General features: G+C 61.1%; 22 protein-coding genes. 9 read left to right on the top strand and 13 right to left on the bottom strand.

Annotation, left to right across the window (positions count from 1 at the left end):
* Positions 1–8: 8 nt before the first annotated feature.
* From AC1Q5O_RS00645 to AC1Q5O_RS00635, 3 genes are all read right to left on the bottom strand, one after another.
* Entirely contained in the window at positions 9–716 is a 708-nt protein-coding gene (locus tag AC1Q5O_RS00645) for an RlmE family RNA methyltransferase (RefSeq protein WP_346307323.1), read from the bottom strand.
* A 20-nt stretch (positions 717–736) separates the two neighbouring features.
* A complete protein-coding gene (locus AC1Q5O_RS00640) occupies positions 737–2,200 on the bottom strand; it encodes a Ppx/GppA phosphatase family protein (protein ID WP_492561574.1) in 1,464 nt (487 codons plus the stop codon).
* Between the two features lie 273 nt (positions 2,201–2,473).
* Positions 2,474–3,073: an NADPH-dependent F420 reductase gene (locus AC1Q5O_RS00635; RefSeq protein ID WP_492561573.1), complete on the bottom strand. Its 600-nt coding sequence runs from the start codon at positions 3,071–3,073 to the stop codon at positions 2,474–2,476.
* A gap of 119 nt (positions 3,074–3,192) precedes the next feature.
* On the opposite strand from AC1Q5O_RS00635, the gene AC1Q5O_RS00630 reads away from it, so the two are divergent.
* On the top strand, positions 3,193–4,122 hold the full coding sequence (locus AC1Q5O_RS00630) for a LysR family transcriptional regulator (RefSeq protein WP_403170198.1): 930 nt from the start codon (positions 3,193–3,195) through the stop codon (positions 4,120–4,122).
* Positions 4,123–4,178: 56 nt separating this feature from the next.
* On the opposite strand, the gene AC1Q5O_RS00625 is transcribed toward AC1Q5O_RS00630, so the two are convergent.
* On the bottom strand, positions 4,179–4,367 hold the full coding sequence (locus tag AC1Q5O_RS00625) for a hypothetical protein (RefSeq protein ID WP_492561572.1): 189 nt from the start codon (positions 4,365–4,367) through the stop codon (positions 4,179–4,181).
* Between the two features lie 345 nt (positions 4,368–4,712).
* Here AC1Q5O_RS00625 and AC1Q5O_RS00620 point away from each other — a divergent pair, with 345 nt between their 5' ends.
* From AC1Q5O_RS00620 to AC1Q5O_RS00590, 7 genes are all read left to right on the top strand, one after another.
* Complete coding sequence (locus AC1Q5O_RS00620) at positions 4,713–4,979, top strand: hypothetical protein (protein WP_464662844.1); 267 nt, start codon at positions 4,713–4,715, stop codon at positions 4,977–4,979.
* A 46-nt stretch (positions 4,980–5,025) separates the two neighbouring features.
* The gene (locus AC1Q5O_RS00615) at positions 5,026–5,166 is read left to right on the top strand and encodes a hypothetical protein (RefSeq protein ID WP_171974043.1); all 141 of its coding nucleotides are present in this window, start codon (positions 5,026–5,028) and stop codon (positions 5,164–5,166) included.
* 218 nt (positions 5,167–5,384) lie between these two features.
* Positions 5,385–5,582: a hypothetical protein gene (locus AC1Q5O_RS00610; RefSeq protein ID WP_346307327.1), complete on the top strand. Its 198-nt coding sequence runs from the start codon at positions 5,385–5,387 to the stop codon at positions 5,580–5,582.
* Between the two features lie 50 nt (positions 5,583–5,632).
* A complete protein-coding gene (locus AC1Q5O_RS00605; RefSeq protein ID WP_105736820.1) occupies positions 5,633–5,899 on the top strand; it encodes a hypothetical protein in 267 nt (88 codons plus the stop codon).
* A 363-nt stretch (positions 5,900–6,262) separates the two neighbouring features.
* A complete protein-coding gene (locus AC1Q5O_RS00600) occupies positions 6,263–6,472 on the top strand; it encodes a cold-shock protein (RefSeq protein ID WP_091881096.1) in 210 nt (69 codons plus the stop codon).
* Positions 6,473–6,729: 257 nt separating this feature from the next.
* Positions 6,730–7,986, top strand: coding sequence for a D-amino acid dehydrogenase (locus AC1Q5O_RS00595; protein WP_403170189.1), 1,257 nt, complete (start codon positions 6,730–6,732; stop codon positions 7,984–7,986).
* 201 nt (positions 7,987–8,187) lie between these two features.
* Entirely contained in the window at positions 8,188–8,514 is a 327-nt protein-coding gene (locus tag AC1Q5O_RS00590; protein ID WP_288194877.1) for an RcnB family protein, read from the top strand.
* A gap of 46 nt (positions 8,515–8,560) precedes the next feature.
* Here AC1Q5O_RS00590 and pbpC read toward each other — a convergent pair whose 3' ends face one another.
* The 3 genes from pbpC to AC1Q5O_RS00575 form a co-directional block, all read right to left on the bottom strand.
* Complete coding sequence (pbpC, locus tag AC1Q5O_RS00585; protein WP_492561571.1) at positions 8,561–10,645, bottom strand: penicillin-binding protein 1C; 2,085 nt, start codon at positions 10,643–10,645, stop codon at positions 8,561–8,563.
* Positions 10,646–10,675: 30 nt separating this feature from the next.
* Complete coding sequence (locus tag AC1Q5O_RS00580; RefSeq protein WP_492563044.1) at positions 10,676–16,123, bottom strand: alpha-2-macroglobulin family protein; 5,448 nt, start codon at positions 16,121–16,123, stop codon at positions 10,676–10,678.
* 77 nt (positions 16,124–16,200) lie between these two features.
* Positions 16,201–17,097, bottom strand: a complete 897-nt coding sequence (locus tag AC1Q5O_RS00575; protein ID WP_492561570.1) for a LysR substrate-binding domain-containing protein — start codon at positions 17,095–17,097, stop codon at positions 16,201–16,203.
* A 111-nt stretch (positions 17,098–17,208) separates the two neighbouring features.
* On the opposite strand from AC1Q5O_RS00575, the gene AC1Q5O_RS00570 reads away from it, so the two are divergent.
* On the top strand, positions 17,209–17,400 hold the full coding sequence (locus AC1Q5O_RS00570; protein ID WP_492561569.1) for a hypothetical protein: 192 nt from the start codon (positions 17,209–17,211) through the stop codon (positions 17,398–17,400).
* Between the two features lie 58 nt (positions 17,401–17,458).
* On the opposite strand, the gene AC1Q5O_RS00565 is transcribed toward AC1Q5O_RS00570, so the two are convergent.
* The 6 genes from AC1Q5O_RS00565 to AC1Q5O_RS00540 form a co-directional block, all read right to left on the bottom strand.
* On the bottom strand, positions 17,459–19,114 hold the full coding sequence (locus tag AC1Q5O_RS00565; protein ID WP_403170177.1) for an OFA family MFS transporter: 1,656 nt from the start codon (positions 19,112–19,114) through the stop codon (positions 17,459–17,461).
* A gap of 167 nt (positions 19,115–19,281) precedes the next feature.
* Entirely contained in the window at positions 19,282–19,533 is a 252-nt protein-coding gene (locus AC1Q5O_RS00560; protein WP_492561568.1) for a formate dehydrogenase subunit delta, read from the bottom strand.
* Positions 19,526–20,461, bottom strand: coding sequence for a formate dehydrogenase accessory sulfurtransferase FdhD (gene fdhD, locus AC1Q5O_RS00555; protein ID WP_492561567.1), 936 nt, complete (start codon positions 20,459–20,461; stop codon positions 19,526–19,528). Before fdhD ends, AC1Q5O_RS00560 begins: the two co-directional genes overlap by 8 nt.
* A 2-nt stretch (positions 20,462–20,463) precedes the next feature.
* Positions 20,464–23,343 carry a formate dehydrogenase subunit alpha gene (gene fdhF, locus AC1Q5O_RS00550; RefSeq protein WP_464662838.1) on the bottom strand — a complete coding sequence of 960 codons (2,880 nt, stop codon included), beginning with the start codon at positions 23,341–23,343 and terminating at the stop codon, positions 20,464–20,466.
* Positions 23,344–23,352: 9 nt separating this feature from the next.
* Positions 23,353–24,909: a formate dehydrogenase beta subunit gene (locus AC1Q5O_RS00545; protein ID WP_492561566.1), complete on the bottom strand. Its 1,557-nt coding sequence runs from the start codon at positions 24,907–24,909 to the stop codon at positions 23,353–23,355.
* On the bottom strand, positions 24,906–25,379 hold the full coding sequence (locus tag AC1Q5O_RS00540) for a formate dehydrogenase subunit gamma (RefSeq protein WP_463011657.1): 474 nt from the start codon (positions 25,377–25,379) through the stop codon (positions 24,906–24,908). Before AC1Q5O_RS00540 ends, AC1Q5O_RS00545 begins: the two co-directional genes overlap by 4 nt.
* Between the last annotated feature and the right edge of the window lie 85 nt (positions 25,380–25,464).

The raw sequence follows: 25,464 nt of genomic DNA, 5'->3' as shown, positions 1-25,464 counted from the left end.
GCCGTCGTTTAGGACCGGCCCTTGAAATCGCGGGCGAGCAGGTAAAGTTCCACGGACTCGGCGCGCGAGGCCGGCGGCTTGACGTGATGCACGGATTTGAAGTGCTGCTTGAGCAGGGTCAGCACTTCGTTTTCCGTGCCGCCCTGAAAGGTCTTGGTCAGGAAGTGACCACCCGGCCGCAGCACGGAAACCGCAAAGTCCGCCGCCACTTCGCACAGATGCGTCGTGCGGATATGGTCGGTGCGGCGGTGCCCCGTGGTGGGAGCGGCCATATCCGACAACACGATATCCGGCTGGCCGCCCAGCGCTTCGATCAGTTTGTCCGGCGCGGCATCGTCGAGGAAATCCATCTCGAGCAGCGTTACGCCCGGCAAGGGATCGATGTGCAGATAATCGATGCCGACAACCGTCGGCGCGTCCTCGGGAGAGCCGACAATCCCCGCAGCAATCTGGCTCCAGCCACCGGGGGCGGCGCCCAGATCGATGATGCGCTGACCCTTTTTCAGGATCTTGTAGCGGTCATCGATCTCGATGAGCTTGTAGGCCGCGCGCGACCGATAGCCATCGGCCTTTGACCGCTGCACATAGGGATCGTTGATATGACGTTCCAGCCAGCGGCGCGACGATTCCTTGATCGTGCCCGCCTTCTTCTTGATCTTGGTATGCAGGCCGCGCGTACCCGTACCGCCGCGCCCGCCTGTTGTTGTCTTAGCCATTGGGAATGTACGCCCCTCTTTTACGCGACATTGGCGCGAAACCACCGATTGCGCCACGCGCCATCGCGCGACATGAGTTCAGTCAAAATACCTTCGCGCAGGCCGCGATCAGCCACGCGCAGCTTCTGGCTGGGCCAGACATTGCGGATTGCATCCAGAATGGCGCAACCGGCAAGAACAAGATCCGCCCGGTCGGCACCGATGCAGGGATTGGCAACCCGTTCGTCAAAACTCCACGACAGGAGCCTGCTCGTCATCTCGGTCACGTCGTCGTTCTGCATCCAGATACCATCGATGCGGCGCCGGTCATAGCGGTCGAGACCAAGATGAATGCCGGCAAGCGTCGTCACCGTGCCGGAGGTGCCGAGCAGGTGAAAATTCTGGCTGTTGACGAGATCGCCGAGCTTGTGCCGTTCGGAGAAATCATTGAGGAGTTCCGCCACGTGATTGACCATGACGGCGAAATTGTCGGTCGTCACATCGCGGCCGCCAAAACGCTCCGCCAGCGTGACGACGCCAACAGGCAGCGATGTCCAGGCAATGATATGCTCGGCCAGGCGCGGCGAACGGCGCTCCGACAGGTCGATCAGGGCAATCTCGGAGGAGCCGCCGCCAATATCGAACAGCACAACCGCATCGGTTTCGCGCTCGACCAGCGTGCCGCAGCCGGAAACCGCAAGGCGGGCCTCGGTCTGGCGGTTGATGATCTCCAGATCAAGGCCGGTCTCGTGTTTGACCTGATGCAGGAATTCCGCACCGTTTTCCGCCTGGCGGCAGGCCTCGGTGGCGATGAGGCGGGCGCGCCGCACATCGTGGTTTTCCAGCTTGTCGCGGCAAATCTTCAGCGCCTCGATGGCTCGGCTCATGGCATTCGGGCTCAGGCGCCCGGTTGCACCCAGCCCCTCGCCAAGACGGACAATGCGCGAAAACGCATCGATCACACGGAACTGGCCCGGCCGCGTCGGCGTTGCCACCAGCAGGCGGCAGTTGTTCGTGCCCAGATCCAGCGCTGCATAGAGCGGAGCACCGGCATATCTGGGTTCGCGCCGCGGGTTGTCAGGTTCGGATGGTTTGGCCGGACTGTTCTGTTCCACAGTCGCCGCGACAACGGTTTCCTGCTGTTTTGCGCCGGAACGCCCCCGGCGCCTGTGGCGGTTGGGGCGGCGCTTTTTGCCGGTTTTGACCGGCGCTGCGGCATCGGCTTCTCCCGCCGGATGCGCAGGTGCGGCGGAGGCAACAGGGTTTTGCGCCGAAACAGCACCGTGTTTCGACTTGCCGCGCCGACGACGGCGCGCCCGTTTCTTGGGGTTTTTCTCGAAGCGTCCTTCCCGGGAATCGGACCGGCTCTCCTGCGGTTGACGCGCAGAATCCCCTTGTGGTCCGGGTCCGTTCTTGGCGGGACCTGGGATGCCATTCGACACCGTATGACCGCCAGACGCCCCTTCGTTCGACGCTTTGCGGGCGCCCGATTCGGGGTCTTTCAAAATCTTATCCTTCGGGCGCCGCGCGAACCTCTGGAGGACGCAGGCAAGGCGCTTGTTCATTAACGTTGAAGCCAATGTAACATCATTTGCCGAATATAAAAGTGCCTGAGGCAAATTAGGCGGCCAGGACAGCATGTTGAGAGGTGGAACCGGGCATTTCCATGCACCCGATATCGGCGGCAATGAGCCCCAGCCCGATGCGGGCCTGCAGGCCGCCTTGCGGCCGTATAATTCTGCAAGGGCCTGCCCGTGGGACAGGCCCTTCGCTTGTCATCAGCCGAACTTCACCAGATTAAGGACGGCGAGCGGGCCGCCGGGGAACCCCGCCATCTTCTCACCCGTCGCCAGGCTGCCCAGATCGAGCGGGAAAAAGCCAAGCTTTTCAAACAGGGCGCCGACCTTCGCCTTGGCGTCCGCATCGTCGCCGGAATAGAACAGCACGCGCTGACCGCCTTCGGCCTTGGGGTCGCCCGCAAGCAAGGCTGCGGGCAGATGGTTGAGTGCCTTCACCAGTTTTGCGCCCGGCACGAGATCGCCGACGACGTCGCTCGGCAGGCGCCCCTTGAGATCAACGGGCTTGAAGGACGGGGCTTCGATGGCATTGTTGGCGTTGATGACGATGCGGCCGTTCCAGGCGGGCAGACCGGCCAAAGCCTGCGGCAGTTTCGACCAGTTGACGGCAATCACAACAATATCCGCGCTTGCCGCCTGCTCTACGGTGCCGGCCTTGATGGACGGCCCGAGTTCGCAAACCAGTTCCTTCAACGAGTCCGGTCCGCGGCTGTTGGAAATGGTTGCTTCGATGCCGGCCCGGGCCAATGCCCGCGCAAAAGCCGTGCCGATCAGCCCGGCTCCGATAATACCAATGCTCATGATCTTGTTCCTTTTTGCGAATGCATGAAATTGCATGACATAAGAATGGGCTATCCATTCATTGACGAAAAGCAGGTAATAGCTTTAAATATTTTCAATCATCAGTTGAAGGTATGGATATGGAAACCTTGGCCAATCTGGAGTCGTTCGTGCGCAGCGCCGAAACCGGAGGTTTCTCGGCAGCGGCGCGGCGCCTGTCGCTGACGCCTGCGGCGGTCAGCCGGAACGTGGCCATGCTTGAACGCAATCTTGGCGTGCGGCTGTTTCATCGCAGCACGCGAAATCTGGCCCTGACGGAGGAAGGCGAGCGCTTCCTGCAGGCGGTCCGCACAAATCTCGAGGATCTGCAGGCGGCGATCGCCAATGTTGCGGCGCATCGCGACGAACCCGCCGGTGTGCTCAAGGTCAGCATGAGCCCGACGCTCGGCATCGGGTTTGTCATGCCGCTGCTCCCGGCCTTTCTCGAGCGCTTTCCGTTGATCCGGCCGGAATGGCATTTCGAGAACCGGCAGGTCGACCTGATCGCGGAAGGTTTCGATGCGGCCATCGGCGGCGGCTTCGAACTTCTGCCCGGTGTCGTGTCCCGATCGCTTGCAACACTTCATCTCATAGCTGTGGCATCTCCGGCCTACATGCGGGGCCGCGCATTTCCAGCGGATCCGGCCGGGCTGGCGACGATGGACGGGATTGTCCTGCGCCAGCAGCGCACCGGGCGCATTCCGGTGCGCATGATGCGCAACAGCGCTGGAATGGAAATGCCGGCGCATATCCGGGACAGGATTGTGGTCAACGACCCCGCCGCCATGCGTCAGGGGGCTCTGCTCGGCCTGGGCGTGACCATCCTCTCTGCCCCCGTTGCCCTGCCGCACCTGGAAAATGGCGAGCTCGTGCGCCTCTTGCCGGACTGGTACGCCGACGCCGGGGCCGTATCGATCTATTATGCCAGCCGCAGGCTGCTGCCCGCAAAAACGCGGGTATTTGTTGATTTTATCGCCGAGGCGTTCCGGCAGGGAAAGCTGACGAAAAGCTTTGCGGGCGTTCTGGGATAGAATGAACGCTCTTGAGAACGGCGCCACCGGGGAGCGGCGCCACGCCCTGCTTCAGATCAGATCAGCCGGTTGCATTCAACCATATGCTTTTGACGCCGTATTTTACCGTCACTGTCCGCAATGTCGCGCCGCGTCTTGCTCTTGACCGGCGGGATCGGCTTGGCTGGTTTGACACCGGCAACCGGTGCTTGGGTAACCGGCATCCTCATGCCTTTCAGAAAGCTCAACACTCGTAATAACATCATGATTTTTCCTCCAACGGAAATGCCATAGGGCCGCTGTGGACCGATGATCCAGCGGTTGGACGTGCAGCATTTTGGCAAGTGGACGCACCCTATCACCGTTCCGCCACCAGAGATACAGGGCCGCAAATAAACCGCAAATCATGACGATTGTTTTGCTATCGCCTTTTGGATATCCTCGTTTCAGATTTGGCTCTTCGCAGCGTCAGAGGTTCTCGACCCGCCAATCTCGTTCCAAAATGACGACGGTTTTTTGAACGTTGCATGACGACTGATCTCCGGCACCCGCCGGGATGAGAACACAGCAGGCCAGCTTCCGCTGCTTGCCACTTCCAAAGGAGGATTGGCATGTTCACGCGCACGACACATTCCATCGTCCACTTCGACGCACCATTCGTGTTGAAGGGTGTGGACAAGCCTTTGCCCGCCGGCGATTACGACGTGGATCAGGATGAAGAACTCGTTGACGGGTTGTCCCGCGCTGCATATCGCCGCGTGGCCACCTACATCCATGTTCCGGCCCGGTCGTCGAAGCTTGGCACCCAGCAGGTTTTCCCGATCGACCATTTCGATCTGGAAGCTGCGCTTCTCGAGGATCAGTCCCGGCCCGGCTAATCACTTCCCGCCCCGATCCCTACCCGAAACCTGAAGGAGAACCACCATGGCTAAAGGTCAACAACGCAGCAACCGCGAAGTACGTAAACCAAAGAAGGACAAGGTAGAGGTAAAGACCGCTGTTCCGTTTGCAAGTTCGATCGGCAAACAGACGGAAGTCGCCAGCAAGGGCAAGCCCAAGAGCTAAGGGCATGCCCGGCACGCCAACACCCGATTGTTCAGGTGCGGCGCCATCCCGATGATGGCGCCGCACCGCACATACATACCCCTGTCCCTGCGGCCGCTCCCCTTCTTCCAGCGATACAACCCGAAACACGCGTCAAGAGTAAAATTAGAACAAAACAGGAACAAATTTCTTTTCACGTGGACCGGATTGTGCCATTCTGGATTGCGAAGGAGAATCCAATGAATGCGATATTGAAACAGCCGGACGATGAAATTGACGAGGCATTGGCTTATCATCAGGGTGATGTCCGGGCGACAATAGCGGCGCTTCTGGCCGAGCGTGAGTTCCTGTTGCGGGAGATTGAATATGCCTCCCTGGCCATGTCCTATGGCTTTGCGCGGGGCTGGACGCCGGGACAGAATCGGAATGCACGATAGACTTGTGAACCGCCGCGTGCGATGATTGTGGCTCAAAAATGCGAGACACGATGAAACACAGTCCAAAACAATTGCCTGAAGTTGGTGTCCGCCCGAAGCGGGTTCTCAGTCCTTCGGAACAGAAAAGCCTGGCCACAACCGCAGCTGCATCCGCCATTATCAATGACGAGACCGCAAAGTGGGAAAGCAAGACCGCGCGCCTGAAGGCATTGCGTCTGGCCAAGGAAGCGGAAGAAGAAGCTGAGAACGCCTTGAAGCCAGCCAAGAAGCCGGCAAAAGCCAAGGCAAAGGTGACGCTCGCCACCAAAGGCAAATAGCGCCCCATACGTATCCTGCCCGACTTTGACGGGGCCTTGCGGCCGCGTGGGAACCCGTTTATCCGCATCGGGAAATGCTTGCGCTTTATTAAATGATCGCTGGTATTGGCGAAATATTGTTCAATAAAAACATCAGAATCATTAGTCGAATTCCGCTAAGTTTTTATAATTAAATTATTTTTTCTGGCGCAGCATTGACGGAATGTCTCACAGTCACTATGTATGAACCATCGGTATTTGGTAGTTTGTTATTAGTTTTATTGCGCCAAAGCGCTCTCAACGATCCTTCTTCAAAAATCGAGCTAAAACTATCGTGCAGTCGCATGGTAGGTGACCAAAACATATTCCTTGAAAGGGTTCATTATGAGCACTGGAACAGTAAAGTGGTTTAATTCCACAAAAGGCTTCGGCTTCATTCAGCCAGACGATGGTTCGGCAGACGTGTTCGTTCACATCTCCGCAGTTGAGCGCGCTGGTATGCGCAGCCTCAATGACGGTCAGAAGATCAGCTTCGAGCTGGTTCGTGACAACAAGTCCGGCAAGATGACTGCTGACCAGCTTCAGGCTGGCTAAAAATAATTCGTCTTCGCGTCTTTGACCACGGATGTACTGGCACTGACAGCAGAGATGAATTTGAGAAGGTCGGGTTTACCCGGCCTTTTATTTTGCCCTGAATTCAGGCGCACACTCCAAAAAACCAAGACATTTCAGCGCATTCCCCAAGAAAACTCTGGAAAGAATTTCCGCGGCATCCCAGAGTGCGAGTCACTCTTGCGCCGGCATCGGAAATGGCTGGCATATCTCGCGTTGTTTGAAGGAGCGTTCCGCTTATGAAAGTTCTCGTCCTTGGAAGTGGCGTCGTCGGCGTCACGTCAGCCTGGTATCTCGCCCAGGCGGGCCACGAGGTGGTGGTGGTCGACCGGCAGCCCGGTCCGGCTCTGGAGACGAGTTTTGCCAATGCCGGTGAAATCTCTCCCGGCTATTCCTCGCCATGGGCGGGTCCCGGCGTTCCCCTCAAAGCCATCAAATGGATGCTGATGCATTTCGGACCGCTCGTCGTGCGGCCGAAATTCGACCCCTATATGGCGCTGTGGCTGGTGCGGATGCTGCGCAACTGCACGTCGGCGCGCTATGCCCGCAACAAGATCCGCATGGTCCCCATCGCTGAATACAGCCGCGACTCGCTGCGTGATTTGCGTTCGGAAACCGGGATTGCCTATGACGAGCGCAGTCAGGGCACCCTGCAGCTCTTCCGCAAGCAGAGCCAGTATGACGGCACGGGCGGCGATATCGAAGTGCTCAAGCAGTTCGGCGTGCCCTATGAACTCCTTGATCCCGCAGGTTGCATCGCCGCCGAGCCGGCCCTTGCCAATGTGCGGGAGAAATTCGTCGGCGGTCTGCGTCTTCCCGGCGACGAAACCGGCGATTGCAAGATCTTCACGGAGAAGCTGGCGGCCCTTGCGGCCGAGAAGGGTGTGACCTTCCGCTACAACACCACTGTTACCTCGATCAACACCAGCGGCAATCGCATTGCCAGCGTGTCGACGGAGACAGAAGAACTGACGGCGGATGCCTATGTGGTTGCTTTCGGCAGTTATTCACCATTCCTGCTGCGCCGCATCGGCGTACCGGTACCGGTCTACCCCATCAAGGGCTATTCCATCACCGTGCCCATCGCCGATGCCAGCTGCGCGCCGGAATCCACGGTCATGGACGAGACCTACAAGGTGGCAATCACCCGGCTCGGCGACCGCATCCGCGTCGGCGGCACGGCGGAAATCTCCGGCTATGACCTGACCTTGCGCGATGCACGCAAAGCCACATTGCAGCATTCGGTCGGCGATCTCTTCCCCGGTGGCGGCGATCTGTCGAAGGCAACCTTCTGGACCGGCCTGCGCCCGATGACGCCGGACGGCCCGCCCATTATCGGTGGCGGCACCAGATACCAGAACCTCTACCTCAACACCGGCCACGGCACCCTTGGCTGGACCATGTCGTGCGGTTCCGGCCGGGTACTGGCTGACATTGTTTCCGGCAAAACGCCGGATGTCGACGCATCGGAACTCGGCATCGGCCGCTACGCCTGAGCTTTGTGAAGCAGTTGCCTTCCGCCCCGCGCATGCGGCCCGCGGGCGGAGGGCAACCAATCCACGACACCATCCATGCGTCAGCTAAGCCATTTAAAACATTACAAATTGTTTAGGTTGACGTTCAGTTTTGGTTCATCTCGCCCCTCGTAAAACAGCATGGTGTTTGATCATAAACCCTGCAATGAACGAGGAACCAACATGAAAAAGATCGCCCTGGCAGCCCTTGCCATTTCCCTGATTGCAACGCCTGCAGCCTTTGCGCAGCAGCAGCAAGGCTATGGCCATCAGCAGCAGGACCGGATGGTCAAGAAGCGGGTCGTCAACGAACGCACCGTCGTGAAGAAGACGCGCTGGGTGCGCGGCCACAAGCTGCCCAGCAACTATCGCCGCAACGTGGTGCGCGACTATCATCGCTATCACCTGAAGACACCGCCGCGCGGCTATCATTGGGTGCGCGTCAACAATGACTACGTCATGGTCAGCATTGCATCCGGCATCATCGCATCGATGATCCAGGGCCGGTAATGATCCCGGTCAAACAAGAGCGGCGCTTCGGCGCCGCTTTTTGTTTCTAGTCGACAAAGATCCGGACGCTTGCGGCACGGCCGGCAGAATCGATGACCGTCAAGGTCGAATAACCGGCTCCGTCCGGCACCCACTGGTTGTCACGACGGCGCGACATATCGGGCAGGGGCTTGCCATTGGCCAACCAGCGGAACGGCGCGCGTCCCCCCTGCAGTTTCAGCGCGAGGGGTGACAGGGTCCCGCCGGTCTTCGCTCCAAGCTCGATCCGCGCGCCTTCCGGCGGATAGACGATCTGCGGTGCCGGTTCGCGCGTCGTTGCAGCCAGCAGACCGTTCGATGTCCGGGTGAAGCGGCGCTGGCTGATCGGCAGTTGCGCCTGCGCGATGCGCACCGCGCCGCCTGGCGCGCGCGGCAGCGGCGTGACCGGCACTCCGGATTTGACAAATCCCTCGAACAGGATCGGTGCCGCCGTGCCGAAACCGGTGATACCTGGCACAGCGCCATTATCCGGACGGCCAACCCAGACACCAAGCACGTAATTGCCATCGAAACCGACCGACCAGGCATCGCGATAGCCGTAGCTCGTGCCTGTCTTGTAAGCGATGCCGCGCTGCGCCGCGCCCAGCGGCGGCATGACACCCGACAGGATATCGGCGACATGCCATGCCGCCACCGGTTCCAGCAGCGGTTCGGCTTCGATGGGCTGCGGCTTACCCTGAATGCCATCCCCCAGAAGCACCGGCCTGCCGCGATTGGCCAGCGCGGCGTAGAGCTGCACCAGGTCTTTCAGCGTAATGCCGACACCGCCGAGGCCGATTGCCAGACCCGGCGCTTCATTGGCGGGAAGCACGGGTCTCACCTCCGCCCGGCGGAAGTGGACCAGCAGCCGTGTCGGGCCTACCGCATCAAGCAGGCGGACGGCAGGCACGTTCAGCGACAGTTGCAGCGCCTGCCTGATGCTGACATCGCCCTGATAGCTCATGTCGAAATTGCGCGGCCGGTAACCGAAGAAGTCGGCTGGACGGTCCTCGATGATCGTCTCCTGCGAAACGAGCCCGTCCTCGAAGGCGAGGCCGTAGATGAAGGGTTTCAGCGTTGATCCGGGCGAGCGCATCACCCGCGTCATGTCGATCCAGCCGGAGCGGCTGGCATCGAAATAATCGGCAGAGCCCACTTCGCCGACGATTTCACCGCTGCGGGCATCGGCCATGACCATGGCGATCGATACTTTGGGGCCAAGCTTGGCCGCCGCAGCCTTGGCAACGGCTTCAAGGCCCTGCTGGATCGGGCGGCGCAGCGTGGTCTGATGCCGGTTGACCTGCGGCTCCCGGCGCAAGGCGGCTTCCGCCAGATGCGCGGCATAGGCCGGGAGCTGCAGGCGGCGGGCAGGAATGGGTACCAGCCCGGCACGTTCGGCCTCACCCTCACCCACCACCTTGGCAACGGCCATGCGGTCCAGAACCCGCTCGCGCGCCGTCTCGGCTGCAGCGAGATTGCGGTCGGGGCGGCGCTTTTCCGGCAATTGCGGCAACGCCACAAGCAAGGCGGATTCGGATACGGTCAGGCGGCGCGGCTCCTTGCCGAAATAGGCGAGGCTGGCGGCACGGATACCCTCCAGATTGCCGCCATAGGGCGCGTGCGTGAGATAGAGATCGAGAATCTGCGCCTTGGTCAGACGCCGTTCGATCTGCAGCGCACGCACCAACTGGGCAAATTTTGCACTGAGCGAGCGCCCTTCCCGCGGTTCGATCAGCCGCGCCAATTGCATGGACAGGGTCGAACCGCCGGAAACGATGCGGCCGTTGCGGACCAGTTGCAGTGCGGCGCGGGCCACGGCCCGCGGGTCGACGCCGCGATGCTGCCAGAAGCGCTGATCCTCGTAGGCGACAAGCATGCGAATGAACTGCGGATCGACATCCGCGGCCGTCGTCCGCAGGCGCCAGCGCCCCTCCGATGTGGCGAAGGCACGGAGCAGCTGGCCATTGGCATCGATCACTTCCGGCGAGACTTCCACCGCCTTTTCCAGCGGTGGCGGAAACTTTTTGTCAGCAAGATCAAGGCCGAAGGCCAGCGCCGTCGCCACCACCAGATTGGCGGAGATGCCGATACAGAATGTGCGCCACGTGATCATCGGATCAACCGGTCTTGAGCCAAGGCTTGTTTACTGTGCCGCCACGACCTCCATCCGGCCCGTGGCCGTGCGTGCGGAGAATTGCGGACGATACATGTCCTCGACGCTGGCTGCCGGATGATCGTAGGTACCCGGTGTCACGGCCCGGACCACATAGGCCAGGGTGATTTCCCTGTTGTCGCCGGTGTTGCGATCGAAGGCGGCAACGAAACGGTCGCTGCGGAATTCCGTGTGGGCGGCTTCCACCTCGCCGATCCAGTCGAAATTCGACAGTTGTGCACTGTTGACGAGGCCGGGATTGTCGATCTCGAAACCGGCGGGCAGAAGATCGGTGATCAGCACCCGCGACGGCCAGTTGTTGTTCTCGGTGACCTTGAGGACAACGACATAGCGCTCATTCTGCTTGGCTTCACTGACATTGGCTTCCGATCCGTCGAGCGTGTAGTAGGTCCGCTGGATGTTGAAGCCATCGCCGCCAGCGGGCAAAGGCTGGGCCGGTGCGGCAACGGTTGTCACGACAGCCGAAACGGCTTCGGTCGATCCATTGGTGATGTTGACCGGCTGGGCGATCAGCTCGTCGCCAGTCATCCGCGCGGCATAGCCACCCGTGTGCGCCACGCCATTGATGGCAAGCTTCAGATCGTTGTCGCCGCCCTGGATGGCGCGTGCCGCCAGCAGCATCCAGGTCTGTTCCTGCGTGCTGGTATAGATCTTGCGCTCCCATTCCTTGGCAACGATCTGCGACAGCTGCGGAATGATGGCCGGGACTGGCCGGCTTTCCGCGGCGAGCGCCAGAACCGCCGCATCGTCGCGCAGGGACGAGCCATAATCCGAGCGCACAAGGCTGACATTGGTCGCCTTCGTCGACATCTGCAGCGAATTGGTAAAGATGCTCTGCGACCGCTGCGCATCCCCGTAAAGCGCCAGGGCCGCCGCCAGATGGGCGCGCGACAATGGCGTCGGGAATTCCGACAGCTTCGTATCGGCGTAGTAACGCAGATCGCTGACGGCAGCCTTGCGGTTGCGGGCCAGAACATAGAGCGCATAGGCGATCTGATTGCCCTGATCCTTGACATTCACGTCGTAGCTCAGCGAATTCTGCAGGTTTTCCAATGCCTGGACGAGTGCCTTTTCCGGCACGTCATATTTCTGCTCGCGGGCGCGGGTCAGGAAGTCCGTGACATAGGCATCAAGCCAGAGATCACCCGAACCCGGACCCCACAGGCCGAAACTGCCGGAAGAGGACTGGTAGGACAGGACACGGAAGATTGCCTCCTGCACCCGCTTCTGCACATCGCCATCGTCGGCAAGGCCCGACTGCCTGGCCAGCTCGCTGAGATAAAGCAGCGGCAGGGCGCGGCTTGTCGTCTGCTCCGCACAACCATAGGGATAACGGTCGAGCGTCATGAGCAAGGCCGGTATATCGAAGGCCGACGACCGCGACACGTTGAGGCTGACCGATGCGCCCTGCAGCAGGCTGCTTGCCAGCAGTTCGCGGTCGATCTTCAGCGTGCTGTTCGGTGCGATCTTGATGGGATTGCGCACCGTGATCGGCAGCGAAGCCGGGCGGACCGGAATGTTCAGCGATTGCTCCAGCGAAATACCCGCGGCGTTTGACAGTTTGACCGAGACAACGCCGTCACCCGGCTGCTGGCCCTTGAGCGGCAGTGTCAGATTGAACTTTCCGCCCGCCGTCAGCTTGACGGTCTGTGCGGCCGCCTGCTGCTCGACGCCGACGGCCTGATTGCTCGTCACCTGCAACTGGTAGTCGCCTGCCGGGGCATCCGTATTGGCGATATCAAGCCGCAGCGCCGTCTTGTCTCCGGGCGCCAGGAATTTCGGCAGGCTTGCCGTTACCACGACGGGATCGCGAATGATGACATCCTTGCTGGCATGGCCGACACCGGCCTTGGACCAGGCAACCGCCATGACCCGCGCTGTCCCGTTGAACTGCGGGATATCGAAGCTGACATTCGCCTTGCCCCCCGCGTCAAGCTTGACCGGACCGGAGAAGAACGCAACGAGCTTTTCCGTGGGCGGGCTGCCCTGCAACGGCATCTGTGCGCCATCGCCGCCGGTGCGCAGACGGCCGGCGGCACCCTGCGAGCCATCGATCAGACGGCCATAGAGATCGCGGATTTCCAGACCCAGCTGCCGCTGGCCGAAATACCAGCCATCGGGATTGGGCGCCTCGTAACGGGTGAGATTGAGGATACCGACATCAACGGCGGCAACCGTGACATAGGCCGTATCGCCAACGCCTGCGCCGGTCACCTGAACCGGAATGTTCAGTGGCTGGCGCGGCAATGTTTTCTCGGGCGTATCCAGCTTCACCGCGAGATTGCGGTCGCCCGGATTGACCCCCAGCCATTTCACGCCAATGGCGCGCATCGGCATGTGGCTGTCCCGGTCATTGCCGGGACGATAGAGCGTTGCGGTGACATAGGCACCGGCACCCCAGTCCGCCGTGACCGGAATTTCCACCTCGCCACCTTCAGCGGGAATGCTCTGGCGCTTGGTCGCCACCAGGCTCTCGGCACCGACCGTCACCAGAAGCTCCCCGGCAAAACGCGGCGATACTTTCAGCTTTGCCGTATCGCCCGGCGCATAGTTCTGCTTGTCGAGGGCGATCTCCAACCCGTCCGGGGTTTCGGTCGAGGTGGCGGCAACATAATATCCCGCGTCGAATTCGACGCTGGATGTCGGGCCTTCCACATCAGCCGTTTCAACCTCCAGGCGGAAGCGGCCCCAAGTCACGGGAACAGAAATCTCCGCGCCATCGGCGGTTGCATCGACCGTGCCGTTGGCAACCAGCTTGGTTGAAATGATGGGCTCATATTTCCACGAACTGCCATCCCGGTACCATTGGTAATTGCGCTCGACGGCAACAAGTTTCCAGCTCAGGCCGCTCATGGCCTGCTTCTGGCCGTTGTTGTCAACGCCGATCACATGGAATTTGCCGATGGCATTTTCGGCCAGATCCCCGTCGAACTCGGGCTTGATGCCAATCTTCGCGCCCTGTGATTTTACCGGCAACGTCAAATTGCGTTCGATGGCCCGCCCGCCCGCTTCCTGCATGCGCACGACGATATTGGCGTTGAGCAATTGGGTTGTTGACGGGACTTCGTTCAGCGTGACGTCGAACGTTGTCTTGCCGTTCTCGTCGAGTGCCTGCAAATCCTCAAGCGGAATGCGCGTATCCTGGTTGCCCTGTTCATCGGCCAGACCAAAGCGATAGCCTTTGAAATTGGCATCCTCGTGCGTCGGCTTGAGGCTGACCTCGCCCTCCAGCGTGAGACCTGCGGCCGGCGCACCATAGAGGAAGCGGCCATCGACACTGACCGGCGTGGGCGTGCCCACGGTGATGGCCTTTGCCTCGCTCGTCAGGTCGAACTCGACCCGGTCGGGAACAAAATCTTCGACCATGAAGGACTTTTCGGCAATGGGCGACCCCTTCGGGTCGGTGTAGATCTGCATGTTCCAGGTGCCACGCATGGCGTTGGCCTGCAGGGCCAGATCAAGCGTGTGGCCGCCAAGGGCTGCGCCATCGCTGACCATGCGGCGGTCTTCGACCCCATCCGGGCGGCGGAATACAAAGGTCAAGGGCAGATTCTCGATCGCCTTGGCGCTGATATCGCGGGCAAGGGCCGATGCGTGCACGGTTTCACCGGCACGGTAGATGCCGCGTTCGGTCCAGGCGAGCACATCGATTGCGCCGGGAGCCGTGCGGCCGGTCACACCGCGGTCGGACAGGTCAAAACCGGCCCGTGTCATGTCAAGAAAGACATAGTCCGCGTCGCCGTTCTTGGCGGTGATGACAGCCGGTGTCATGGCGGCCGTACCGCGCAGCAATCCGGCGGTAAATGTCGCACGCCCGTCCGTGTCGGTGATCGCCGTGCCGAGAATTTCATTGTTCTTGGCCAGGAGCTGCAATTCCACGCCGATCAATGGCTGGGCGGTTGCGAGCGACCGCGCAAAGACATTGAGCCCATCCGTACCGGTATAGGTGGAGAGCCCGATATCGGAAACGACGAACCACTGGGTCGCCTGCGAATCCCATTCATTGCTGTGGGCATCGGTGGAAACGGCGGTCAGGACATAGACGCCCGGCTTGCGTTTCGGCAAAGCTTCGTCAACCGGGAAACTGGTGACGACATCCTTGTTGAGGTCGGACTGGATATCGATCGCCCCCTGCCAGACCAGTTCGCCGGACTCATCCTGCAGTTTCTGGGCGTTGTAGCTATCAATCTGGGTGAGGAACTGCGAGCTGGTGAGCAGCGAGGCGATGCCGCGGTCGCCGATGCGGTACAGCTTCAGGTTGGCGCTGGTGGTATTGACCGAAACAATCGGAATGCCGCGGCGCGCGGTGCTGGGCAGCACGAAACTGTCGCCGGTAAAGCGCACGACGGCCGAGCGGTCCTTGACGTAGATATCGAGATCAACCTGGCCTTCCAGCGCTTCGCCGACAGAAGACGGCAGGCCGGCACGCAGCGCCAGCTTGTAGCGCTGGCCGTGGGTCAGGCCTTCCACGCAAATCTCACTGCCCTTGGCTTCGACCGCCTTGGGAGCGACGCCGTCCAGCGTCACGAACGGCGCATAATCCGTACCCATTTTGACCAGGGGCTCGGAGAACTGCACGCAGGCGCGCGGCGCGGCGCTATCCGCATCGATGGTGTGATTGACGATACGGAATCCCTGGCGGGCCTTCAGATCGAGATAGGCGGCGTTGACGGTCTTCGCATCGACAAGCGCAAGGCTCGCCTTGTAGGCGTTGAGCGCGGCGCGATAGTTCTGGGCATTCTGCAACGCGGTTGCCAGCACGGCGAGAGCGTCGGCCCGGCTCTGGGTCGTGCGCGTCAAGAGATAGCCATTGTAGGCGGCCAGCGCCGCCTGGCCGGCAACATAGGTGTTCTTGTCGGCGCGGTTGGCAGCGCGGGCGGTCTCCACCCACAGATCCGCATCCTCCGGCGAAACCGCCAGCGCGCCCTTGAAGGCATTCAGCGCATTTTCGATATTGCCGGCGGCGAGCTGCGCGCGGGCCGTTTCCTTCAGGCTGGCGGCGCCCTGCCCCTTCTGCTCGTCCGTCAGTGCGAGACGTGCCTTGACCTGGCGCGCATCCTGCACAAGCTGGTCGGACAGGAACGCCAGTCTTGGCGGGGCGCCGATATCCGGCTCGCTCGTCGTTTCGACCACCTTGCCGGCAATGGCGCCGGGAAAACTGTGCAGTTCATTGAAGTCGGACTTCATGAAGCACCATTTCACCTTGGGATTGTAGGTGAAGGCCTTGCAGCTTGTCTCGGCCAGACAGACCGCCTCGCACTGGTCGAGGGTCACGTCCTGTTCGGTGCGCAGATCAAAACCGAAATAGTCGCCATCCTTGGTCGTGACAATGTCGCGATTCGTTTCGGCGGCACCGGCAGGTGCCCCTGAAACCAAGGCTGAGAGAAGAAAAACCGAAAAGCCGATAACCGCGCGCATAGACATGAAGTCCTCCCAACGCAACCCGTATGGTGGTGAGCCGCACTGTTCAAACTTCAGTATAACTTGTCAACAGATCATGCGGTGGGAGCGCGGTTGTCTTCGGCGATTTCCGAACGGATCCACGCCTGGAAATGCTGCATTTGCTGGGTCGGCTTGCGGTTCTTCGGCGAAACAAGCCAATAGGCGATATTGGAGGGCACGCGCAGCGGAAAGGGTGCGACCAGCCGGCCGTCTGCCAGTGCGTCTTCGACAAAGAGCTCCCAGGCCAGCATGATGCCTTGCCCGCTGATCGTTGCTTCGACCGCCAGCCATGGATCGGAGAATGTCGGGCCATCAAAGGCGAGCGGGCCATCGAGCCCGGCAGCGGCCTGCCATTCGTCCCAGCTGAACATGGGGTTCTCGTAACAGATGATCGGCTGGCGGAAAATATCCGCCGGTCCGGTCAGGCGTTCGGCAAAGCCGCGCGTGCAGACCGGGAACATCCTTTGCGGCAGCAGGCATTCCGGCGTGCCGTCCCGCCACTCGCCGCTGCCAAGCCGGATCGCGAGATCGATGTCGGAACTCTTCAGGTCGAGCACGCTAGGCGAAGGATCGATGCGGATCTTCATCTCGGGATGCGCCGCCCGCAGCCGTCCCAGTCGTGGCACCAGCCATTTTGACGCGAAGGTCGGGGCGACGGAGAGAAGCAGGGTCTGCTCAACATCGTCCGCCAGCGCCACGGCGCGCGACAGATGCTGAAAGCCCTCTTCGAGCCGGGCGATGAAGGCCTTGCCGAAGAAGGTCGGGACCAGCCCCGCCCGGGTCCTGTCGAACACCGCATGGCCGATCTGTGCTTCCGTCCGGATCAATTGCTGACTGACCGCACTGACCGAAACACCAAGCTCGGCGGCGGCTTTCGGCAATGACCCCAGCCGCCCGATTGCCTCGACAGCGCGCAATCCGTTGATGTGAACCCTATTCAAATTCTTCATCACGCAAATTCTTCATCCAGTTTTTCTACATCAAGATATCGCCATTCTTGATTGCTGACCGCAGAGAACGGGATCAAAATAGCACATTCCTCGATTCATGGGAGCTGTGTGATGAAGATTTTCTGGCTAACAAAATGGTTTGCAGAGACTCTCGTTCCGCCCAGCGAGGAGAGCAGTCCTGTCGATCATGATGCGCTGGATCACTGGCGCCGTGATCCGCTCTCTCATCCTGCCCTGCAGGCCATGGGCCTCGATGAACTGGCCGACCTGCCCTTCGACCCCTACGGCCTGCGCAGCTGCTGAACGGGAATCAAAAAACAGGCCCCGCGAACGGAGCCTGCCTTGACCTATATGAACGTTGTTATCGGAACAGCACGACCGCCTGCTGCACGGTCACCCAGACACCCCAGAGAATGGGAATACCCACGGCGGCCCAGGCGAGCGCCGCCTTGGCATCGAGCCCGCCATGGCCGATGCCGAACGAGCCGGTGGCGCCGGCATCGGCTGTCTTGGTCTTGGCCTGCAGGGCAGCGACCTCGGCGTCGGACATGAACCATTTCGATGCAAGCGGGCGGATAAAAAAGTTGGCGATGAAGCCCAGCGCCAGCATACCCGCGAGAATATACATGGTGCGGTCATAGACCTGATCGCGCGGCACGCCCGCATTGATCTGAAACTCACGGATGTAATTGACCACGACAGGCCCGACGATGCCCGCCGTTGCCCAGGCCGTCAGCAGCCGGCCATGGATGGCGCCGACGAACTGCGTCCCGAAAATATCGGCGAGATAGGCCGGGACCGTGGCAAAGCCGCCGCCATACATGGACAGGATCACGCAGAAAATCGCGACGAACAGCGCCTGGCTGCCCATATGGGCGGCGGTCGGCGCCAGCGCATAGAGCACGATGCCAAGCGCAAAGAAGGTGAAATAGGTGGCCTTGCGGCCGATCCGGTCGGAGAGCGAGGCCCAGAAGAACCGCCCGCCGATGTTGAACAGGGAAATCAGACCGGCAAAGCCCGCGGCAATGGAGGCGATGGCGGTTTTCTGGCCCGCATCCAGCTGGGTGAAGCTGACATCAGGCAGGCCGATGAGCTTGCCCGCAAAGATTTCCTGCAGCATGGGCGAAGCCATGCCGATCACGCCGATACCGGCGGACACGTTGAGGCAGAGCACGGCCCAGATCAGCCAGAACTGTTTCGTCTTGTGGGCATCGCGCAGATGCACGTGCCGCGTGGTGATCATCGCCTTGGCGTCCGTCGGCGGTGTCCAGCCTTCCGGACGCCAGCCGGCCGGCGGAATACGGTAGCCGAAGGCGCCGCACATCATGAAGACGAAATAGCCGGCGGCCATGACCAGAAAGGTCTGCCAGACGCCGACAGTATCCGGTGCCTTGAAATGATTCATCAGAAGGTTGGCCAGCGGTGCCCCGATCATGGCACCGCCACCAAAGCCCATGATGGCCATGCCGGTCGCCATGCCGCGCCGGTCGGGAAACCATTTGATCAGCGTGGACACCGGAGAGATGTAACCGAGCCCGAGCCCGATACCGCCAATCACGCCGGCGCCGACCCACATGAGCCAGAGCTGGTGCGTGATGACGCCAATGGCCGCCAGCACCATGCCCCCGCACCAACACACGGCCGAGACCACGCCAGCCTTGCGCGGCCCGACGCGTTCAAGCCAGCCGCCCCAGATGGCGGCGGAACAGCCAAGAAGCACGAAAAACAGCGTGTAGATCCAGCCGAGATCGCTGACGCGCCAATCGCAGCTCGTGGTGAAAAGCGCTGTCAGAAGGTTGAGATCCGCGCAGGCGACCGATTGCTCGACACCGATGGCGCGCGACAGCGGCAGCCAGAACACGCTGAACCCGTAGGCCATGCCGATACAAAGATGAATGGCAAGCGCTGCGGGCGGCACCAGCCAGCGGTTGAAACCCGCTTTGGCAACGATGCGTTCCCGGTCGAGAATACCCGGGTTTTCATAAATCCGCGGCTCTGCCCTGTCGGTTGCTGACATGTGAATTCCTCCTCCAAGCCCTTGTGGCGGTGATTCATGTTTTAATATTTCAGTTTATCGGCCGGTTCCGGTTCGGCCTGATCGTCTTCTTGTTCGGGTGTTCTCCGGCGCTCTTGCAATCAAGTGGCAACGCACGTCGAGCGGCCAAAATGCAGCCCTTGCAACGTTCAAGCCGAGGCGGAAGCCGGCTTGCGGATATGGGACGCCGCCTCGACCACGAGCGGGTCAAGGCCATTGTCATCCTTTTCCAGGATGGCAAAGAGCTGGGTACGCATGCGCGGCTCCCAGAAATTGTTGATGTGGCCGGCCACACCCTCTACCGCCTCATCCTTGGGCTGGGTGTGAAAGAAGGTGGCGATCTGGTTGGCCATATAGACCAGCTTGTCGGCGGTCGACTGCCGGTGATTCTCATTATCCATATTGCACCAATCGAACGGTTGGACTTTGCACAAGGGTGGGCGAGGCCTGATCCAGGTTGGATTTTCCGGACGCAGCGGTGTCATCGGTTGCACTCGCCACTGCATTTACAGCGATCGGAATACGCTCGGCACGCGTGAAGACATCGAATTCATCGCCGCGTACCAGCGCAACAAGCGTCATGCCCGCCGCCTGCGCGGTGCGCACAGCCAAGGCCGTCGGCGCAGATACGGCAATCAGGACGGAAGCGCCGATGATTGCCGCCTTCTGCACCATTTCGATGGAGACGCGGCTGGTGATGACAACGGCGCCCGATGCACCGCTGATGCCGGCTCGGCACAGGGCACCGGCAAGCTTGTCGAGGGCGTTGTGGCGGCCGACATCCTCGCGCGCGGCCACGATACCCTGGCCGGGAACATAGAACCCGGCCGCATGCACCGCACCGGTTTCATTGTGCAGCGGCTGCAGCGGCGACAGCAGCCGCACCGCCTGCGCCAGATCGCCCGGCGTCAGTTGCAGGCGCGTCGCGTCGACCGAAGCCACCGGCTTCAACGCCTGCTCGATGGACTCGATGCCGCACAGCCCGCAGCCAACGGGTCCCGCCATGCGGCGGCGGCGGTCGGTGAGTTCCTGTCCGGCGACATCGGCGAGGCGCAGCTGGATATCGATGCCCTCGCCATGCTCTTCAACGGCGATTTCGCTGATTTCATCGAGCCGGGCAATAATGCCTTCCGACAGGCTGAAGCCGACGGCGAAATCCTCCATGTCGGCCGGGCTTGCCATCATCACCGCGTGGGTGGTGCCATTGTAGCTGAATGCGACCGGCGTTTCCTCGGGCACCATGCGGCTGCCGGTCGCGTAGACATCGCCCTCGCCCTTGCGGCGGCGGGTGATGCGCGGGACCTGCAACCGTGTGGGGCGCCCGGCCATGGTTATTCCGCCGCGTCGAGCGTCTGGGCGATGCGCCGGCTCTGGCGGGCCTGCTCGTCATATTTGACTTGCCAGTCACTCGGCCCGTTGGACGCACCCACCTGCACCGCCGTCACCTTGTACTCCGGGCAATTGGTCGCCCAGTCGGTGAAATCCGTGGTGATGACATTGGCCTGCGTCGTCGGGTGATGGAAGGTCGTATAGACCACACCCGGCGAAACCCGGTCGGTAATCAGCGCGCGCAGCGTGGTCTCACCGGAGCGGCTTGTTATCTTCACCCAGTCGCCGTCGCGGATACCGCGCTGTTCGGCGTCGTGCGAATGAATCTCCAGCCGGTCTTCCTCGTGCCAGACCACGTTGTCGGTGCGGCGGGTCTGCGCACCGACATTATACTGGGAGAGAATACGTCCGGTGGTGAGGAGAAGCGGGAATCGCGGCCCGGTCTTTTCGTCGGTTGCCACGTACTCCGTGCGGACGAACTTGCCCTTGCCACGAGCAAAACTCTCGATGTGCATGATCGGGGTGCCCAGCGGCGCCTTTTCATTGCACGGCCACTGAACGGAGCCCTCCTTTTCCAGGAGATCATAGGACACACCGGCAAAGCTCGGCGTGGTCAGGGCAACTTCATCCATGATCTGCGACGGGTGCGTATAATTCCAGTTGAGGCCCATGGTCTGCGCCAGTTTCTGGGTAACTTCCCAGTCGGCAAAACCGTTCTTGGGGCTCATGACCTTGCGCACGCGGTTGATGCGGCGCTCGGCATTGGTGAAGGTGCCGTCCTTTTCGAGGAAGGTCGAGCCCGGCAGGAACACATGGGCGTAGTTGGCGGTCTCGTTGAGGAAGAGATCGTGGACCACGACGCATTCCATGGCGGCAAGACCGGCGGCCACATGCTTTGTATCGGGGTCGGACTGGAGAATGTCCTCACCCTGGATGTAGATGCCCTTGAACGTGCCATCGACGGCCGCATCCAGCATGTTGGGGATACGTAGGCCCGGCTCGTCCTGCAATTTGACGCCCCACAGCTTGTCGAAGATATCGCGGGTGGCTTCGCCGGAAACATGGCGGTAGCCGGGAAGCTCGTGCGGGAACGAACCCATGTCGCAGGAACCCTGCACATTGTTCTGGCCGCGCAGCGGGTTCACGCCAACGCCCTTGCGGCCGATATTGCCGGTGGCCATGGCCAGGTTGGCGATGGCCATGACCGTTGTCGATCCCTGGCTGTGCTCGGTCACGCCGAGGCCATAGTAGATGGCGCCATTGCCGCCGGTCGCGAACAGCCGGGCGGCTTCACGCAGCGTCTGCGGCGGCACACCGGTCAGTTGTTCGATCGCTTCGGGGCTGTGTTCGGGTGCGGATACAAAGGCAGCCCAATCCTGGAACTCATCCCAGTCGCAGCGCTCGCGGATGAATTTTTCGTCGAACAGGCCTTCCGTGACAATGACGTGGGACAGCGAGGTGACCACGGCCACATTGGTGCCGGGGCGCAGCGGCAGGTGGTACGACGCCGCGACATGGGGCGAGCGCACGAGGTCGATGCGGCGCGGGTCGATGACGATGAGCTTGGCGCCCTTGCGCAGACGCTTCTTCAGGCGCGAGGCAAAGACCGGATGACCATCGGTCGGGTTGGCACCGATGACGATAACCACATCCGTGTGCTCGACACTGTCGAAATCCTGCGTGCCAGCGGATGTGCCGAATGTCTTGTTCAGGCCGTAACCCGTCGGCGAATGGCAGACGCGGGCACAGGTATCGACATTGTTGTTGCCGAAACCGGCACGAACCAGCTTCTGTACAAGGTAGGTTTCCTCGTTGGTGCAACGCGACGAGGTGATGCCGCCGACGGAGTTGCGGCCATACTGGTACTGGATGCGGCGGAATTCATTGGCAACGTGCTTGTAGGCCTCATCCCAGGAGACTTCGCGCCACGGATCGGAAATCTTCTCGCGGATCATCGGGTTGAGGATGCGATCCTTGTGGGTCGAGTAGCCATAGGCAAACCGGCCCTTGACGCAGGAATGACCGCGATTGGCCTTGCCGTCCTTGTAGGGAACCATGCGCACCAGTTCCTCGCCGCGCATTTCCGCCTTGAACGAGCAACCGACACCGCAATAGGCGCAGGTGGTCACTTTGGAATGTTCCGGCTGGCCGATCTGGATGACCGACTTTTCTGTCAGCGTTGCGGTCGGGCAGGCCTGCACGCAGGCACCGCAGGAAACGCACTCGCTGTCGATGAAATGTTCGTGCATGCCGGGTGAAACGCGGCTGGAAAAACCCCGCCCTTCGATGGTCAGCGCAAACGTGCCCTGCACCTCCTCGCAGGCCCGCACGCAGCGCGAGCAGACAATGCATTTCGACGGGTCGTAGGTGAAGTAGGGATTGGATTCGTCCTTGGGCAGCCAGCGGTCATTGGCGACGTTGTCCGCCTTGGCAAAGACGTGGTTGTCGCCCTGATAGCCGTAACGTACATCGCGCAAGCCGACCGCACCGGCCATGTCCTGCAGTTCGCAATCGCCATTGGCGGCGCAGGTCAGGCAGTCCAGCGGATGATCGGAAATATAGAGCTCCATCACACCTTTGCGGATGTCCTTCAGGCGCTGGGTCTGGGTGTGAACGACAAGACCTTCCATGGCCGGGGTTGTGCAGGAGGCAGGCGTGCCGTTGCGCCCTTCGATCTCGATCAGGCAAAGACGGCAGGAACCGAAGGCATCGACCATGTCGGTCGCGCAGAGTTTCGGGACCTTGATGCCCGCTTCCATCGAGGCGCGCATGATCGAGGTGCCCTCGGGTACCGTGATCTCGTTGCCGTCGATGGTCAGGGTGATCATCTTTTCAGATTTGGAAGCTGGCGTGCCGAAATCGATTTCGTGGATCAGGGACATTTTGGGCTCCTATTCCGCCGCTTGCGCGACGGGCGCAGGACGAAAATCTTCAGGAAAATGCGTCAGCGCGCTCATCACCGGATAGGGCGTGAAACCGCCCAGCGCGCAGAGCGAACCGAACTTCATCGTGTTGCAGAGGTCGGTGAGAACCGCGATCTGCTTTTCCGGCTCGATATTGGCAGCGATGCGATCGACGACCTCGACACCACGGGTCGAGCCGATACGGCAGGGCGTGCACTTGCCGCAGGACTCGACAGCGCAGAATTCCATGGCGAAACGTGCCTGTTTCAGCATGTCGACGCTGTCATCGAAGACAACGAGCCCGGCATGGCCGATGAGTCCGTCCTTGGCGGCAAAAGCCTCGTAGTCGAAGGGGGTATCGAAGAGTTCACGCGGAAAATACGCGCCGAGCGGGCCGCCGATCTGCACCGCCTTGACCGGTCGTCCTGTCGCAGTCCCGCCGCCGATATCATCGACGATTTCGCCGAGTGTCAGGCCGAAGGCGGTTTCGAAAAGCCCGCCATACCGAACATTGCCGGCGATCTGCAGCGGAATGGTGCCGCGCGAGCGGCCCATGCCGAAATCTTTGTAGAATGCCGCGCCCTTGTCGAGAATGACCGGCACGGAGGCAAGCGATATCACGTTGTTGATGACCGTCGGCTTGCCGAAAAGCCCCTTGTGCGCAGGCAGAGGCGGCTTGGCGCGGACGATGCCGCGGCGGCCTTCGAGGCTTTCCAGCAGCGCGGTTTCCTCGCCGCAGACATAGGCGCCTGCACCGACTCGCACCTCGATGTCGAAAGCATGGGCAGACCCCAGCACCGAAACGCCGAGCACGCCAGCCTTGCGGGCGACATCAAGGGCCTCGTTCATCACGGCAATCGCATGCGGATATTCGGAGCGGGTATAGATGTAACCCTTGGTGGCACCGACGGCGATACCGGCAATGGTCATGCCTTCGATCAGAACGAAGGGATCGCCTTCCATGATCATGCGATCGGCAAAGGTGCCACTGTCGCCCTCATCGGCATTGCATACGATGTATTTGCGTTCGCCCGCCGCATCGAGGACGGTCTTCCATTTGATGCCGGTGGGGAAACCGGCACCGCCGCGCCCGCGCAGACCGGATTCCGTCACCTGGGTGACGATTTCGAGCGGCGAAAGGGCAAGCGCTTTCTCCAGTCCCTTCAAGCCGTCATGGGCGCGGTAATCATCGAGCGAGACAGGATCGGTTATGCCGCAACGGGCAAAGGTCAGGCGGGTCTGTTTTGCCAAAAACGGCAAGTGCTCGGTCAAGCCAAGCCAGAGCGGATGGGTCCGGCCTTCGGCCATACCCGTATCGAGAAGCGAAGCCAGGTCGGAAGGTTTGACCGGGCCGTAAGCCACGCGGCCGGACGGTGTTTCCACCTCGACCATCGGTTCGAGCCAATACATGCCGCGCGACCCGTTGCGAACGATGCGCGCATCGAGATTGCGGGCCGCAATCTCATCCTGCAGTGTCCGGGCAACCTTTTCGGCGCCGAGGGCAAGCGCGCCGGAATCGCGCGGGACAAAGAATGTGACCGTCATAGCCGCACTCCTGTCGCTATTTCTTCGAGTTTTTCGTCGTCCAGACGGCCAATGACCTCACCGTCCAGCATCGCGGCGGGCGCACAGGCGCAAAGGCCGAGGCAATAGACCGGTTCGAGCGTCACCGCACCGTCGGCGGTTGTTCCATGCCAGTCGATGCCGAGCAGTTCGCGGGCTTTTCGGGCCATGGCATCGCCGCCCATCGACTGACAGGCCTCCGCACGGCACAGTTTCAGCACATGCCGGCCTGCCGGATGATCGCGGTAATCGTGATAGAATGTGACAACGCCGTGCACCTCGGCGCGCGATATGTTCAGCGCCTGGGCAATCAGCGGCAAAGTCTCCTGCGGCACATAGCCGAACTCGCCCTGCAACTCGTGCAGAATCGGAAGGAGCGGGCCTTCTTGACCCTTCAACTGATTGATAATGTCTATCGCTCTCCCAGCGATATCGGTACTTGCGGTCTGCATTTCGTGCAGCGCCCTCCCTAAATGCTCCTCGTAGCCTAGAACAGATCAAAAACGACGCAACTAATCAATATACCAGTCCCGTTGG

The organism is Phyllobacterium sp. MT110 (assembly GCF_058792715.1).
Note: the sequence above shows the minus strand (reverse complement) of the source record. Positions and strands in the feature narration are given on the sequence as shown.

Excerpts from the sequence above, each read along its gene's own strand:
- AC1Q5O_RS00645 (WP_346307323.1), bottom strand. The coding sequence starts at position 716 with ATGGCTAAGACAACAACAGGCGGGCGCGGCGGTACGGGTACGCGCGGC.
- AC1Q5O_RS00570 (WP_492561569.1), top strand. The coding sequence starts at position 17,209 with ATGAAGATTTTCTGGCTAACAAAATGGTTTGCAGAGACTCTCGTTCCG.
- AC1Q5O_RS00540 (WP_463011657.1), bottom strand. The coding sequence starts at position 25,379 with ATGCAGACCGCAAGTACCGATATCGCTGGGAGAGCGATAGACATTATC.
- AC1Q5O_RS00605 (WP_105736820.1), top strand. The coding sequence starts at position 5,633 with ATGAAACACAGTCCAAAACAATTGCCTGAAGTTGGTGTCCGCCCGAAG.
- AC1Q5O_RS00560 (WP_492561568.1), bottom strand. The coding sequence starts at position 19,533 with ATGGATAATGAGAATCACCGGCAGTCGACCGCCGACAAGCTGGTCTAT.
- AC1Q5O_RS00610 (WP_346307327.1), top strand. The coding sequence starts at position 5,385 with ATGAATGCGATATTGAAACAGCCGGACGATGAAATTGACGAGGCATTG.
- AC1Q5O_RS00600 (WP_091881096.1), top strand. The coding sequence starts at position 6,263 with ATGAGCACTGGAACAGTAAAGTGGTTTAATTCCACAAAAGGCTTCGGC.
- pbpC (WP_492561571.1), bottom strand. The coding sequence starts at position 10,645 with ATGATCACGTGGCGCACATTCTGTATCGGCATCTCCGCCAATCTGGTG.
- AC1Q5O_RS00565 (WP_403170177.1), bottom strand. The coding sequence starts at position 19,114 with ATGTCAGCAACCGACAGGGCAGAGCCGCGGATTTATGAAAACCCGGGT.
- AC1Q5O_RS00545 (WP_492561566.1), bottom strand. The coding sequence starts at position 24,909 with ATGACGGTCACATTCTTTGTCCCGCGCGATTCCGGCGCGCTTGCCCTC.
- fdhF (WP_464662838.1), bottom strand. The coding sequence starts at position 23,343 with ATGTCCCTGATCCACGAAATCGATTTCGGCACGCCAGCTTCCAAATCT.
- AC1Q5O_RS00630 (WP_403170198.1), top strand. The coding sequence starts at position 3,193 with ATGGAAACCTTGGCCAATCTGGAGTCGTTCGTGCGCAGCGCCGAAACC.
- AC1Q5O_RS00615 (WP_171974043.1), top strand. The coding sequence starts at position 5,026 with ATGGCTAAAGGTCAACAACGCAGCAACCGCGAAGTACGTAAACCAAAG.
- AC1Q5O_RS00580 (WP_492563044.1), bottom strand. The coding sequence starts at position 16,123 with ATGCGCGCGGTTATCGGCTTTTCGGTTTTTCTTCTCTCAGCCTTGGTT.
- AC1Q5O_RS00595 (WP_403170189.1), top strand. The coding sequence starts at position 6,730 with ATGAAAGTTCTCGTCCTTGGAAGTGGCGTCGTCGGCGTCACGTCAGCC.
- fdhD (WP_492561567.1), bottom strand. The coding sequence starts at position 20,461 with ATGGCCGGGCGCCCCACACGGTTGCAGGTCCCGCGCATCACCCGCCGC.
- AC1Q5O_RS00590 (WP_288194877.1), top strand. The coding sequence starts at position 8,188 with ATGAAAAAGATCGCCCTGGCAGCCCTTGCCATTTCCCTGATTGCAACG.
- AC1Q5O_RS00575 (WP_492561570.1), bottom strand. The coding sequence starts at position 17,097 with ATGAAGAATTTGAATAGGGTTCACATCAACGGATTGCGCGCTGTCGAG.
- AC1Q5O_RS00620 (WP_464662844.1), top strand. The coding sequence starts at position 4,713 with ATGTTCACGCGCACGACACATTCCATCGTCCACTTCGACGCACCATTC.
- AC1Q5O_RS00625 (WP_492561572.1), bottom strand. The coding sequence starts at position 4,367 with ATGATGTTATTACGAGTGTTGAGCTTTCTGAAAGGCATGAGGATGCCG.
- AC1Q5O_RS00635 (WP_492561573.1), bottom strand. The coding sequence starts at position 3,073 with ATGAGCATTGGTATTATCGGAGCCGGGCTGATCGGCACGGCTTTTGCG.